At 74.4% G+C, this 13,283-nt stretch carries 12 protein-coding genes; 8 read left to right on the top strand and 4 right to left on the bottom strand.

Going from position 1 to position 13,283, the window contains the following annotated elements:
* Positions 1-36: 36 nt before the first annotated feature.
* From ATL31_RS12535 to ATL31_RS12505, 7 genes are all read left to right on the top strand, one after another.
* Positions 37-420, top strand: coding sequence for a YciI family protein (locus ATL31_RS12535; protein ID WP_101396060.1), 384 nt, complete (start codon positions 37-39; stop codon positions 418-420).
* A complete protein-coding gene (locus tag ATL31_RS12530; protein ID WP_245862399.1) occupies positions 417-782 on the top strand; it encodes a YciI family protein in 366 nt (121 codons plus the stop codon). The genes ATL31_RS12535 and ATL31_RS12530 overlap by 4 nt, the downstream gene beginning before the upstream one ends.
* Entirely contained in the window at positions 779-2,035 is a 1,257-nt protein-coding gene (locus ATL31_RS12525; protein ID WP_143598386.1) for an RNA polymerase sigma factor, read from the top strand. The genes ATL31_RS12530 and ATL31_RS12525 overlap by 4 nt, the downstream gene beginning before the upstream one ends.
* A gap of 366 nt (positions 2,036-2,401) precedes the next feature.
* Positions 2,402-3,433, top strand: a complete 1,032-nt coding sequence (gene fbaA / locus ATL31_RS12520) for a class II fructose-bisphosphate aldolase (RefSeq protein ID WP_101396059.1) — start codon at positions 2,402-2,404, stop codon at positions 3,431-3,433.
* A gap of 93 nt (positions 3,434-3,526) precedes the next feature.
* Positions 3,527-3,931 carry a DUF3151 domain-containing protein gene (locus ATL31_RS12515; RefSeq protein ID WP_101396058.1) on the top strand — a complete coding sequence of 135 codons (405 nt, stop codon included), beginning with the start codon at positions 3,527-3,529 and terminating at the stop codon, positions 3,929-3,931.
* 286 nt (positions 3,932-4,217) lie between these two features.
* Positions 4,218-5,000, top strand: coding sequence for a helix-turn-helix domain-containing protein (locus ATL31_RS12510; protein ID WP_101396057.1), 783 nt, complete (start codon positions 4,218-4,220; stop codon positions 4,998-5,000).
* A 129-nt stretch (positions 5,001-5,129) separates the two neighbouring features.
* On the top strand, positions 5,130-6,431 hold the full coding sequence (locus tag ATL31_RS12505; protein ID WP_101396056.1) for an adenylosuccinate synthase: 1,302 nt from the start codon (positions 5,130-5,132) through the stop codon (positions 6,429-6,431).
* Positions 6,432-6,714: 283 nt separating this feature from the next.
* Here ATL31_RS12505 and ATL31_RS12500 read toward each other — a convergent pair whose 3' ends face one another.
* Complete coding sequence (locus ATL31_RS12500; protein WP_425440340.1) at positions 6,715-7,842, bottom strand: IS110 family RNA-guided transposase; 1,128 nt, start codon at positions 7,840-7,842, stop codon at positions 6,715-6,717.
* Positions 7,843-7,966: 124 nt separating this feature from the next.
* A complete protein-coding gene (locus ATL31_RS12495) occupies positions 7,967-10,180 on the bottom strand; it encodes a HelD family protein (RefSeq protein WP_101397601.1) in 2,214 nt (737 codons plus the stop codon).
* Positions 10,181-10,264: 84 nt separating this feature from the next.
* Here ATL31_RS12495 and purD point away from each other — a divergent pair, with 84 nt between their 5' ends.
* A complete protein-coding gene (gene purD / locus ATL31_RS12490) occupies positions 10,265-11,560 on the top strand; it encodes a phosphoribosylamine--glycine ligase (RefSeq protein ID WP_101396055.1) in 1,296 nt (431 codons plus the stop codon).
* A 21-nt stretch (positions 11,561-11,581) separates the two neighbouring features.
* Here purD and ATL31_RS12485 read toward each other — a convergent pair whose 3' ends face one another.
* Both ATL31_RS12485 and ATL31_RS12480 read right to left on the bottom strand, forming a co-directional pair.
* The gene (locus ATL31_RS12485; RefSeq protein WP_101396054.1) at positions 11,582-12,502 is read right to left on the bottom strand and encodes an LLM class F420-dependent oxidoreductase; all 921 of its coding nucleotides are present in this window, start codon (positions 12,500-12,502) and stop codon (positions 11,582-11,584) included.
* Positions 12,503-12,666: 164 nt separating this feature from the next.
* Positions 12,667-13,281 carry a hypothetical protein gene (locus ATL31_RS12480; protein ID WP_101396053.1) on the bottom strand — a complete coding sequence of 205 codons (615 nt, stop codon included), beginning with the start codon at positions 13,279-13,281 and terminating at the stop codon, positions 12,667-12,669.
* Positions 13,282-13,283: the final 2 nt, after the last annotated feature.

The following is a 13,283-nucleotide window of genomic DNA, read 5'->3' as shown; positions in this document are numbered from 1 at the left end:
CGTGACCGAGTACGCCGTCCTGATGAGCCGACCCGCATGAGCCGCCACCTGCTGCTCCTGCCCGCCCCGGAGGCCGAGTGGGCCCGCCTGCCGGCGCAGGAGCACGAGAAGGGGATGCGCTCGCACGAGCAGCTGCACCGCGACCTCGCCGCCGGCGGCCACCGGCTGGTGACCTCAGCCCCGCTACGGCCCTCCGCCGACGCGATCTCGATGCGGCCGGACGGAGCCGGAGGGACACTCGTCACCGACGGGCCCTTCACCGAGTCCGTCGAGCAGGTCGTCGGGTTCTACCTCGTCGACACCGAAGACCGTGCCGATCTCGTGCGCATCTGCACCGAGTTCGCCGCGCGCGGAGACCTCGTCGAGTTCCGCGACGTCGTCGCCGACGGCGAGCACGACCACGCCGGGGAGGGGTCGTGAAGCGCTACGTGGTGATGGTCGCGTACGCCCCCGGTGACTGGGAGTCGGCCTCGCCTGAGCAGCGGCAGGAGTACTTCGACGCCCACCACGCCTTCGAGCGCTACGTCGACGAGCACGGCGTGCGGCTGGCCAGCGGGGCCCTGTGCGGCGCCGACACCGCCACCACCGTGGGTCCCGGCCACGGCGACGAGCGGGTGGTCACCGACGGCCCGTTCGTCGAGCTGGCCGAGCAGATCGGGGGCTACTACGACGTGCGCCTGCCCGACCTCGACCGGGCCATCGCGGCCGCGCGGCTGCTGCCCGCGACCTACACCGTCGAGATCCGGCCCGTGCTGGTGATCGAGGGCTACGAGTCGGCGTGAGCGCCGACGAGGTCCTGGCGCAGACCGTCCGTCAGGAGTGGGGGCGCCTGGTCGCCCTGCTCCTCGGGCAGTTCCGCCGCCTGGACCTCGTCGAGGACGCGCTCGGGGACGCCGTCGAGGCCGCCGCCCGCCGGTGGCCGGCCGACGGCGCCCCCGCCGCCCCCGCGGCCTGGCTGCTCACGGCGGCCCGCCGCCGGGTCGTCGACCGCCTGCGGGCGGAGGCGATGGCGCAGCGCAAGGAGGCGCTGCTCGTCGTCGAGGCCACCCGTCCCGCCGCCGCTGGTGCCGTGATGGCCGACCCCGGTGGTCTCGTCGAGGACGACGTGCTCCGGCTCGTCCTGCTGTGCTGCCACCCGTCGCTGGCGCCCGAGGTGGCCGCCGCGCTCGCGCTGCGGCTGGTCGTCGGTGTCGGGACCGCCGACATCGCCCGGCTCTTCCTGGTGCCCGAGCCCACGATGGCGGCCCGGATCACCCGGGGGAAGCGCAAGATCGTGGCGGCCGGCATCCCGTACGGGCTGCCCGGCGCCGACGCGCTGCCCGACCGCCTGCGCACCGTGGCCCAGGTCGCGTACCTGGCGTTCACCGCGGGCTACGCGCCCGGGTCGGGGGCAGACCTGCTCCGGGCCGACCTCGCGGGCGCCGCGGTCGGGCTGGTCCGGGTGACCCTCGGGATGCGGCCGGGCGAGCCCGTGCTGCGCGCCCTGTTGGCGCTGATGCTGCTGCAGCACTCGCGCCGCGACGCCCGCGTGGGTGCCGACGGCTCCCTGGTGCTGCTACCCGACCAGGACCGTTCGCTCTGGCGCGCCGACGAGGTGGCCGAGGGCGTGGCCCTGCTCTCGGAGCTCCCCGCCGACCCGGATCCCCTCGTCGAGTCCTACCGGCTCCAGGCCGTGGTGGCCGCCCTGCACGCCACCGCCCCGACGGCCGGCGCCACCCGCTGGGACCTGGTGTGCGACGCCTACGCCGCCCTCGAGCGGGTCAACCCGTCGCCCGCGGTGCGCCTGGCCGCGGCCGTGGCGGTCGCCGAGCGCGACGGCCCGGCGGCCGGGCTGGCCGCCCTCGATGGGCTCGACGCGGCGCTGCCCACGAGCCACCGGGTACCGGCGGTGCGCGGCGAGCTGCTGGCGCGGCTGGGACGGGACACCGAGGCCGTGGAGGCTCTCGACGTCGCCGTGGCCCGCTGCGCCAACGAGGTCGAGCGCGCCCACCTCGAGGGCCGCCGAGCCGGGCTCAGCGCCGCCGGCCCACGCTGAGCCCGGCGCCTCCCTCGTCCCATCCGTCCCAGGAAAACCGCTGGTCACAGGGCCGGAGAGACTACATCGATGTGGTTCGCCCCGGGGTCTGGCGCGGCGGCCACGGGGCCGGACATACTCCTCGGAATCCACGCGTGATCCATCGGAGGGGCGCGTCGGAGGTGCGTGACGCTTCGTACACGGACACGCAGGACCGAGGCCCCGGCTCGCAGGGGGTCAGTGCCTCGTCCGCGGGGTGGCCCCCTGGCTGGGGGCCACCCCGCTGCCGTGTCCGGCCCCCGCGGGTGATGGACGACGGGGGACGCCCGCCGCGGTTAGTGCAAGGATCGGTGACGTACGGCACATTCACGTCCCGAGGAGATCACCGTGCCCATCGCAACGCCCGAGGTCTACGCCGACATGCTCGACCGGGCCAAGAACGGCTCGTTCGCCTACCCGGCCATCAACATCACGTCGAGCCAGTCCGTGACGGCCGCCATCCGCGGCTTCGCCGAGGCCGGCTCCGACGGCATCATCCAGGTCTCCACCGGCGGCGGCGAGTACGCCTCCGGCTCGACGATCAAGGACATGGTCACCGGGGCGAAGGCGCTGGCCGCCTACGCCGAGGAGGTCGCCAAGAACTACCCCGTCAACATCGCGCTCCACACCGACCACTGCCCCAAGGACAAGCTCGACTCCTTCGTGCGCCCCCTGCTGGCGGCGTCGACCGAGCGGGTCAAGGCCGGCGGCCTGCCGATCTTCCAGTCGCACATGTGGGACGGCTCCGCGGTGCCGCTCGACGAGAACCTCCGGATCGCCGAGGAGCTCCTCGCGCAGTGCAAGTCCGCCAACGTCATCCTCGAGATCGAGGTCGGCGTCGTCGGTGGTGAGGAGGACGGCGTCGAGAACGCCATCAACGAGAAGCTGTACTCGACCCCCGAGGACGCCGTCGCCACCGTGCGCGCCCTCGGCTCGGGCGAGCAGGGCCGGTACCTCACCGCGCTGACCTTCGGCAACGTCCACGGCGTCTACAAGCCCGGCAACGTCAAGCTGCGCCCCGAGGTCCTCCAGGCCGCCCAGCAGGCCGCCGCCGCCGAGCTCGGGCTGGGCGCCGACGCCAAGCCCTTCGCCCTGGTCTTCCACGGCGGCTCGGGATCGCTGCCCGAGGAGATCTCGGCCGCGGTCGACTACGGCGTCGTGAAGATGAACGTCGACACCGACACCCAGTACGCCTTCACCCGCCCGGTCGCCGACTGGATGCTGAAGAACTACAGCGGCGTCCTGAAGATCGACGGCGAGGTCGGCAACAAGAAGCAGTACGACCCGCGGGCCTGGGGCAAGGAGGCCGAGGCCGGCATGGCCCAGCGCGTCGTCGAGGCCTGCCAGAACCTGCGCTCGGCCGGCACCCACCAGGGCTGAGACCTCTCACCCGGGCGGTGACCTCGCGTCGCCGTCCGGCGTAACGCGCCGTGCGCCCTCCCGGGTGCACGGCGCGTTCTCTACGCTCGACCCATGACCAACGACCTGCTCGGCATCCCGCCCACCCACCTGCCCGAGGACCCGGCCGCCGCCGCCCTCGACCGCGGGGTGGCCGCCGACCAGGTGGCCGCCGCGCAGCCCACCTCGTGCCTGGCGTGGGCCGTGCTGGCCGAGGACGCCCTGGCCGACGACCGCGCGGTCGAGGCCTACGCCTACGCGCGCACCGGCTACCACCGGGGCCTGGACGCCCTGCGGCGCAGCGGCTGGCGCGGCCAGGGGCCGGTGCCGTGGGAGCACGAGCCGAACCGCGGCTTCCTGCGCGCCCTGGCGGCACTCTCGCGGGCGGCGGGGCTCATCGGCGAGGAGGAGGAGCGGCACCGCTGTGCCGAGTTCCTGCGGGCCTCGAGCGCGACCGGAGCCCGCGAGCTGGGCCTCTGACGACCGCGCGGGCGCGCCGACCCCAGGGGGCGGTCCCGGTGCAGGTGTGTCTCCCGCCCCGGCCGGGGCGGGAGACCCGGATGGATGTCCACCCGGGCCTCCCTACAGCCAAGGCAGACCACCGGGATGGTGGCATTTCCCTCTCGCCAAGAAACGCACACCCGATGGTCCCCTGCAACCTCGGCGTGCGCGCACCATCGTGCAACGAACCACCCCAGTCGTGCGACACTCGGGTGCCAGTGGCAACAAATGGCCACGTCGTCCGGTCTCAGGGAGGGGACAGCACGTGCCGCCACGCACCGTCGAGACCGATGACGGGGCGTTCCTCGCCCTCGAGGAGCACCTCCGGCACGAGCAGGCGCGTCTCGAGGAGCGCCGCCGCGAGCTCGAGCGCACCCGCGAGCTCATCGCCCGCGTCACCAGCCGCTCCCTCGGGGCCCAGGACGCCGCGGCCGACGTCGTGCCCCAGGTGGTCGCGCCGTCGGTGGTCAACCAGCTCCTGACCGAGAGCACCGGGATGGTGCGCAACTACGTCCTCACCGTCGACGCCGGGCCGGCGCTCGACGAGGCCACCGTGAGCGCCAACCGGGCCCGCATCGAGCGCGGCGACGAGCAGCGGGCGGTCTACCCGGCCGACGTCCTCACCACGGCGCGCGGCCTGCAGTGGCTCAACATCTGGTCGGAGGTCGGCGAGGACCAGCGCATCCTGCCGTCGACCAGTACCGAGTTCGCCGTCTTCGGCGACAGTGCCGTGGTGGCCCTGGCCGGTTGGGACGACCTCGAGTCGGGCTACGTCGTGCTGCGCGACCCGCTGGTGGTGCACCTCTACACGGCCTACTTCGACCTGGCGTGGAAGCACGGCGTGCCCGCGCCCACCGGGGAGCGCAGCGGCTCGGGGGACCCGCGGCTGGTCGAGCTGCTCGAGCTCGGGCTGAAGGACGAGGCCATCGCCCGCCACCTCGGGGTCAGCCTGCGCACGGTGCGCCGGCGGGTGGCCCGGCTGATGGCCGTCAACGGCGTCGACACCCGCTTCCAGCTCGGCTGGGTGCTGGCGAGCCGCCGCGGCTGACGGACGACATCCTCCACGGGTCGCGGTCGCGATAGGGTGAGGTGGAAAGGCTCCGGCGCGTTCCGCGGTGGGGCCTTCTCCGCGCCGGGGCACGGCCGTCCCGGCGCGCACGCGAGGGAAGGAACCGGGATGCCGGCGATCGTGCTGATCGGAGCCCAGTGGGGCGACGAGGGCAAGGGCAAGGCCACCGACCTCATGGGCAACGACGTCGACTACGTCGTGAAGTTCAACGGGGGCAACAACGCGGGGCACACCGTCGTGATCGAGGGTGAGGACGGCACGCGCGAGAAGTACGCCCTGCACCTGCTGCCGTCGGGCATCCTCACGCCCACCGTCACCCCGGTCATCGGCAACGGCGTGGTCATCGACCTCGAGGTGCTCTTCCAGGAGCTCGACGGGTTGCAGGCGCGGGGGGTCGACACCTCCAAGCTCGTGGTCTCGGCCAACGCGCACATCATCGCGCCGTACAACCGCACCCTCGACAAGGTCACCGAGCGCTTCCTCGGCAAGCGGCGCATCGGCACCACCGGCCGCGGCATCGGCCCCACCTACGCGGACAAGATGAACCGCATCGGCATCCGGGTCCAGGACCTGTTCGACGAGGGCATCCTGCGCCAGAAGGTCGAGGCGGCCCTGGGCTTCAAGAACCAGGTGCTGGTGAAGATCTACAACACCCGCGCCGTCGACGTCGACCTCGTCGTCGAGGAGCTGTTGGGCTACGCCGAGCGGCTGCGGCCGATGGTGGCCGACACCTCGCTGGTGCTCGAGCAGGCGCTGGACGCCGGCCGGAACGTGCTGCTCGAGGCGGGTCAGGCGACGCTGCTCGACGTCGACCACGGCACCTACCCGTTCGTCACCTCGTCGTCGGCCACCGCCGGCGGTGCGTGCACCGGCTCGGGCATCCCCCCGACCCGGGTGTCGCGGGTCATCGCCATCCTGAAGGCGTACACGACGCGGGTGGGCGAGGGACCCTTCCCCACCGAGCTGTTCGACGACGACGGCGAGACGCTGCGCAAGGTGGGCGCCGAGTACGGCACCACCACCGGGCGCCCGCGGCGCTGCGGCTGGGTCGACACCGTCATCGGCCGCTACGCCACGCGCGTCAACGGGGTGACCGACTTCGTCATCACCAAGCTCGACGTGCTCACCGGCTTCGAGAAGGTGCCGGTGTGCGTCGCGTACGAGGTCGACGGCGTGCGGCACGACGAGATGCCCCTGAGCCAGAGCGACTTCCACCACGCGAAGCCCGTCTACGAGGTGCTCGACGGCTGGTGGGAGGACATCTCCGGGTGCCGCACCTTCGAGGAGCTCCCGGCGGCCGCGCAGGCGTACGTGCTGCGGGTCGAGGAGCTCATCGGCGCGCGGGTCTCGGCCATCGGCGTCGGCCCCGGACGGCACGAGATCATCCAGCGCCACGCCCTGCTCGACTGATATGTGGCTCTCTGCTGTCAAGTGGGCAGGGTGAGGCGCCGCCGGCTGGGTTGTCGGCGGCGCCTCGTCGTTCACGCGGGTGGGGTGTCCGGGGCGGCGTGTCAGGTCGACGCGCGGTCAGTCTGATATTCGCGGGTTGGGTACCGCAGGGCGGTGTTTCGGCTGGAGCCTTCGCGCTGCTCTGAGGTCGAGCGTGGCCACGGTGGGTGGCTGCTCACAGTCGAGTAGCGGGTTGCTCCACGCGCTGCGTCCGGTCCATGCGGGCGTGAACGGGCTTGGGCTGTTAGTCGTCCATGACGGCCAGGGACCAGCACCAGCCGGCGAGCTCGCGGGCGATGGCGGTGCAGGCGACGGTGTGTTTCTTCTTGCGGGCGTCCAGGGTGACCCAGCGGGCGTGCAGGCGCCGGTTGCCGGCGTCGGCGCGGGCCACGACCGGTGCGGGGGCCGCGGACCACCGCTCGAGGATGGTCTTGCCGCGTCGGTAGGCGGGCTTGTGGTGCCATGCGGCTTCGGTGAGCAGCCGGCGGGCGTGGGTGTTGCCGGTCTTGGTGATCCCACCCTGGGAGCGCTTCTCGCCGCTGGAGCGTTCGGTGGGGACCAGCCCGAGGTAGGAGCCGATGGTGGCCCCGGACAGCCGGTGCCAGTCTCCGATCTCGACCGCGAGGGCGAACCCGGTCAGGGTGGAGATCCCGCGCAGGCAGCACAGCCGTCGGGTCACCGGTGTGAACTCGCTGTCGGCGGCCATCATGGTGATCGCGGTGTCGAGCCGGTCGCGACGGGCCAAGGTGAGCTGGACCTGCTCGTAGTCCGCCTCGAACGCTGCCGCCGTGCCGGGCTGCTCGAACCGGATCCGGCGCAGCCACGCGTCGTGCGCGAGCGTCCACGCCTTGCCGCCGTAGTAGACGTGTCCGTGACGCAGCGCCAGCTTGGACACCCGGTGCCGGGCCCGCATCAGGTCCCCGCGCACGTCCTCGCGGGCACGCACCAGGTCCCGGGCGGCTTCCTGGGTGATCGTGGGGACCCGAACGGCGACGATCTCGTCCAGGCGCAGCAGCCGCGCCAGCATCACCGCGTCACGGGCGTCGGTCTTGACCCGGTCCCGGGCCGGGCGCAGCAGCTTGGACGGTGCCGCGACCTGGCAGCGCAACCCGGCCGCGGTGATCGCCCGGGCCAAACCGAACCCCGTCGGGCCGGCCTCGTACGTCACCGCAACCGGCCCCGGCAGGCGCAACAGCCAGCCGATGACCACCTGCGGATCCGGAACCAGCCGCTCCTGCACGACCTCACCAGTCACGCCGTCGATCGCCGCCGCCACGATCGATCGTGCGTGCACATCCAACCCAACGCTCGTACGCTCGATGAACACCGGGGCCTCCTCCACACCTGTCGGATAGGCCGGGCAAGGCGACATCCTCGTCCGGTAACCCACGAACATGTGTGAGCGAGGCCCCGGCCCGCAACCCCCTCACACCGAGGGCGTCACGACATACCGTCTGAGCGCCCCTGCAACAAGAGTTGACCGGGCCGGGGCTGCGTCAGGCGGGGCGCAGGACGTGCATCCGGTGCGCCGCGCGGGTCAGCACGACGTAGAGGACCCGCACGCCGCCGGGTGACTCCTCCGCGATGGCGTCGGGGTCGACCACGACCGTGGCGTCCCACTCCAGGCCCTTGGTCGAGAGCGGGTCGATGAGGCGCACCCGCCCGTCGCCGGCGCCGTCGAGGGAGGCCAGCCGGCCGGCCCACCGCCGCGGGGTGATGACCGCGACCGAGCCGTCGACCTCGCCGAGCACCTGTTCCAGCGCCGCCGACACCTCGTGCACCAGCGGCCCGGTGACCACGCGGTCGACCGGGTCGACCCCGGTCTCGCGCACCGCGGCCGGGATGTCGGCGTCCGGCACCAAGGGCAGCACGACATCGCGCGCGTAGTCGAAGATCTCGCGCGCGTTGCGGTAGTTGGTGTCCATGTGGAAGGCCCGGCGCTCGAGCCCGGCGAAGGCCTCCTCGCGGGCCTGGGACGCCTCGGCCAGGTCGGGCCAGGACGCCTGGGCGGCGTCGCCCACGACGGTCCAGGATGCCGACCGCCCCCGGCGCGCGACCATCCGCCACTGCATGGGCGAGAGGTCCTGCGCCTCGTCGACGAGCACGTGCGCGTAGCCCGACGCCCGGTCCAGCCGCCCCGCCAGCAGGCGCTCGCGGGCGTCGGCCGAGGTGAACACGGCCCGGGTCGAGCCCTGTCGCCCCGAGCGCGCCACCCCCGCGCGCACGTCGGTGACCCCGAAGGCCGAGAGGTCGTCGAGCTCCTCGATGTCGTAGAAGCCGGCCTCCTCGCGCTCGGCCTCCTGCACCGGCCCCAGCCGCGCGAGCAGGTCGTCGGCCAAGGCGACGTCGGCGACCGACCACTCGCCGGTCTCGACCGCCTCGCGGTAGGAGTGCGCCAGCGCCGCGCCCTCCTCCTGGTCGAGGACACCGCGCGCGAGGGCGTACACGTGCTCGGTGTCGGTCAGGGTCAGCAGCAGCTCGCGCGGGTCGAGCTGGCGCCACCACGCGGCCATGAAGTCGTCGACGTCGCGGGAGGCGTCGAAGGCGTCGAGGAACTCGCTGCGCTCGCCCTGGCGCACCGAGCGCCACGCGGCCTCGGCCAGCGCGGACCGGGCGGCGTCGACCCCGAGGTTGTGCTGGTGACCGCGCAACACCTCGGCCCGCACGCGCCGCAGCACGTCGGTGTCGAGGCGCACCGCGTTGCCCGCGATGAACGCGCGCAGCGCCGGCGGGGCCCCCACCGGGGGCCGCGCCGCGATCCGCGACAGCAGCCGGCGGATGCGCAGGCTGCCCTTGACGGCCGCGACCTCCGGGGTGTCCGAACGCGTGGCCGTCATCCCGTCGACGACGTCGCCGAGCGCCCGCAGCGCCACCGACTCCTCGCCGAGGCTGGGCAGGACGCGCTCGATGTAGGCGGTGTAGGCGGCCGACGGGCCGATGACCAGGATGCCGCCGTGCTCGAAGCGGCGGCGCTCGGCGTACAGCAGGTACGCGGCGCGGTGCAGGGCCACCACGGTCTTGCCGGTGCCCGGGCCGCCGGTGATCTCGGTGACGCCGCGCGAGGGGGCGCGGATGGCCTCGTCCTGGTGCGCCTGGATGGTCGCCACGATGTCGCGCATCTGCCGGCCGCGGCTGCGGGTGAGGGCCGCCATCAGGGCGCCGTCGCCGACCACCACGATGTCGTCGGGGGCCTGCGCGACCATCAGGTCGTCCTCGACGCCGACGACGCGCGAGCCCGTGCAGCGCAGTACGCGGCGGCGCACCACGCCCATCGGGTCGACGGGGGTGGCGCGGTAGAAGGCGGCGGCGGCTGGGGCGCGCCAGTCGACGACCAGCGGCTCGTACTCGTCGTCGCGCACGCCGAGCCGGCCGATGTGGCGGACCTCGCGCTCGGCGGCGGTGGAGTCCTCCTCGCCGAGGTCGAGCCGCCCGAAGACGAGCCCCTCGTACTGGGTGTCGATCATGGCGCGGCGTCGGGTGGCGGCGAAGACCAGCGCGTCGCGCTCGAACAGCCCGGTGAGCTCCTCGTCGCGCACGTCGCCGGTGCGGCTGGTGCGGCCACGCGCCATCCCGTCGGCCTCGACGTCACGGGCCCGGGCGCCGGCCTTCTCGAGCTCGGCGTAGACGCGGTCGACGTGGGCCTGCTCGAGGGCCACCTCGCCGGCGACGTCGGAGGACGTGTCGGGCTGGCCCGGGTGATGCGTGGTCACGGAGGTGCGCACTCCTCGGTCGTCGGCGCAGGTCACGGAACGCACCAGTCTAGACGTCGTGCGGGGCGCCCTAGGCTGGGCTCCGTGAAGGTCCTCGTCATCGGGTCCGGTGCTCGCGAGCACGCCATCGTCCGCGCGCTCACGCTCGACCCCACGGTCGATGCCGTGGTCGCCGCTCCGGGCAACCCCGGTATCGCCGCGCTCGTGCCGTGCGAGGCCCTGGCGGGCGGGATGGCCGACGGCGACGCGGTGCTCGAGGTGGCGCGGCGGCACGGGGTCGACCTCGTGGTGGTCGGGCCGGAGGCGCCGTTGGTGGCCGGCCTCGCCGACGCCGTGCGAGCGGCGGGCATCGCCTGCTTCGGGCCGTCGGCGGCGGCCGCGGTGCTCGAGGGCAGCAAGGCCTTCGCCAAGGAGGTCATGTCGTCGGCCGACGTCCCGACCGGCCGGGCGCTGGTGTGCACCACCGTCGACGAGGTGGACGACGCCCTGGGGGCGCTCGGGGCGCCGCACGTGGTCAAGGACGACGGGCTGGCGGCCGGGAAGGGCGTCGTGGTGACCGACGACCGCGACGAGGCGCTGGCCCACGGCCGCGCGTGCCTCGACAAGCCCGGCGGGCGGGTGGTGGTCGAGGAGTACCTCGACGGCCCCGAGGTCTCGCTCTTCTGCATCTGCGACGGTCAGCACGTCGTGCCGCTCGCGCCCGCCCAGGACTTCAAGCGGGTGGGGGAGGGCGACACCGGCCCGAACACCGGCGGGATGGGCGCCTACAGCCCCCTCGACTGGGCGCCGGCCGGCCTGGTCGACGACGTCGTGGCGCGGATCGCCCGGCCGGTGGTCGACGAGATGCGCCGGCGGGGCACGCCCTTCGTGGGCGTCCTCTACGTGGGGCTGGCCCTGACGGTGCGGGGGCCGCGGGTCATCGAGTTCAACGTCCGCTTCGGCGACCCCGAGACCCAGGTCGTCCTCGACCGGCTGCGCACGCCCCTGGGCCGGCTGCTGCTGGCGGCGGCCACCGGGCGGCTCGACGAGCTCGAGCCGCTGCGCTGGGCCGACGAGCACGCGGTCACGGTGGTCGTGGCGGCGGCCGGGTACCCGGCGGGCCCGCGCAGCGGCGACGTCGTGACCGGCGCCGACGGGGCGGAGGCGGCGGATGCCGACGCGTACGTGCTGCACGCCGGGACCGCGCGCGGTGCCGACGGCGCCCTGGTCAGCGCGGGTGGCCGGGTGCTGTCGGTGGTCGGGCGCGGAGCCACGCTGGCGCAGGCGCGCGAGCGGGCCTACGCGGCGGTCGACGGCATCGGGCTCGACGGCTCGCACCACCGGCGCGACATCGCCCAGAAGGCCGAGCGCGGCGAGGTCGCGGTCCCCGTCGCGGGCTGACCGCGGGCCGCGCGGCGACCGTCAGGCCAGGGCGGCGTGGATGTCGGCCAGGTGGTCGAGGTCCGCCAGGTCGAGCACCTGGAGGTAGATGCGGGCCGCGCCGGCCTCGGCCAGCAGGCCCAGGGTCTCGCGGGCCTCCTCGGGGGTGCCGGCGATGCCGTTCGCACGCAGCTCGGCGGCGTCGCGGCCGATGGCCTCGGCCCGGCGGGTGACCGCGGCGTCGTCCTTGCCGATGCACACGACCTGGGCGGCCGAGTGCACCATCGAGAGCGGGTCGCGGCCGTGCTCCTCGCACACCTCGTCGACCCGCGCGAACAGCCGGGCGGTGTCGTCGGCCGACGAGAAGGGGGCGTTGAACTCGGCGGCGTAGCGGGCCGCCAGCGACGGGGTGCGCCGCCTGCCGCCGCCCCCGACGATGATCGGCACGCCGCCCTCCTGGACGGGCCTGGCCAGGGCCGGGCTGCCGCTCACCGGGTAGTGCGAGCCGTCGTGCTCGTAGGGCCGCCCGGCCGGGGCCGACCAGAGGCCGGTGATGACGGCCAGCTGCTCCTCGAGCCGGTCGAAGCGCTCGCGCAGCGGCGGGAAGGGGATGCCGTAGGCCGCGTGCTCGGCCTCGAACCAGCCGGCGCCGAGGCCCAGCTCGACCCGGCCGCCGCTCATCTGGTCGACCCCGGCCACCGCCACGGCCAGCGGCCCGGGCAGCCGGAAGGTGGCCGAGCTGACCAGGGTGCCGAGCCGGATGCGGGAGGTGTCGCGGGCGAGGCCGGCCAGCGTGGTCCAGGCGTCGGTGGGCCCGGGGAGGCCGTCGCCGTCGCCCATGTGCAGGTAGTGGTCGGACCGGAAGAAGGCGTCGAAGCCGAGGTCCTCGGCCGCCCGGGCCACCGCCAGGAGGTCGTCGTAGGTGGCGCCCTGCTGGGGCTCGGTGAAGATCCGGAGGTCCATGCCCCCAACCTACGGAACGGTGGCCCCCGCGTGGCCCCGCGCCCGCCCCCGCGCTGACGTCAGCTTTTCGGGGTCACCCCGAAAAGCGCACCGGACAAGGGTTGCGAGGCGGGGTCTCGTGCAGGAGCTCGTGTGTCGGGGCCGGGATGCCGCGGGCCGTCGGCTCAGCGCCGCAGGTCGGCCACGCTCATCCCGGCCAGGGCCCCCTCGTCGAGCGACCCGAGCAGCGTCACGCACACCGCCCAGAGCGCCGCCTCCCGGATGCCGTCGGGGGCCGCGCGGGCCACGTCGACCACCCGGCGCCCCCGGTCGGCGGCCTCCGGCGGGGGCAGCGCCACCGCGCAGGCCCGGGCCCGCGCCACCAGCCGCAGCACCTCGACCCCGAGCCCGTCCGCCCACGCCGCCGCGACGCCGGGCGGCGCCGCCGCCAGCTCGCCGACGGTCCGCACCCCCAGCCCGGCGAACCGCTCGGCCCATCCGGCCCCCACCCCCGCGACCGCCCGCACCGGCAGCGCCGCGACCACCGCCGGCACCCGCGCGAGGACCTCCTCCGACGTCCCGGCGGACGGGGGCCCCTGCTCCCCGCCCGCCCGGAAGTGCAGCTCGGCCTGCCAGGCGACCTCGTCCCAGGCCGGCTCCCCGCCGCCGGGCACCGCCCCCACCCGCGCCACGACGTGGTCGAGGGTGATGACGCGCGCCGCCTCGACGGCCGCCATCGCGCCCGCGACCCCCGCGTCGGCCTCACGGGCCAGCAGGCCGGCCAGCTCGGCGGGCTCCATCC

Source organism: Phycicoccus duodecadis, assembly GCF_002846495.1.
Classification (GTDB): domain Bacteria; phylum Actinomycetota; class Actinomycetes; order Actinomycetales; family Dermatophilaceae; genus Phycicoccus; species Phycicoccus duodecadis.
The sequence above is the reverse complement of the archived record's forward strand: the minus strand, read 5'-3'. Positions and strand labels throughout refer to the sequence as shown.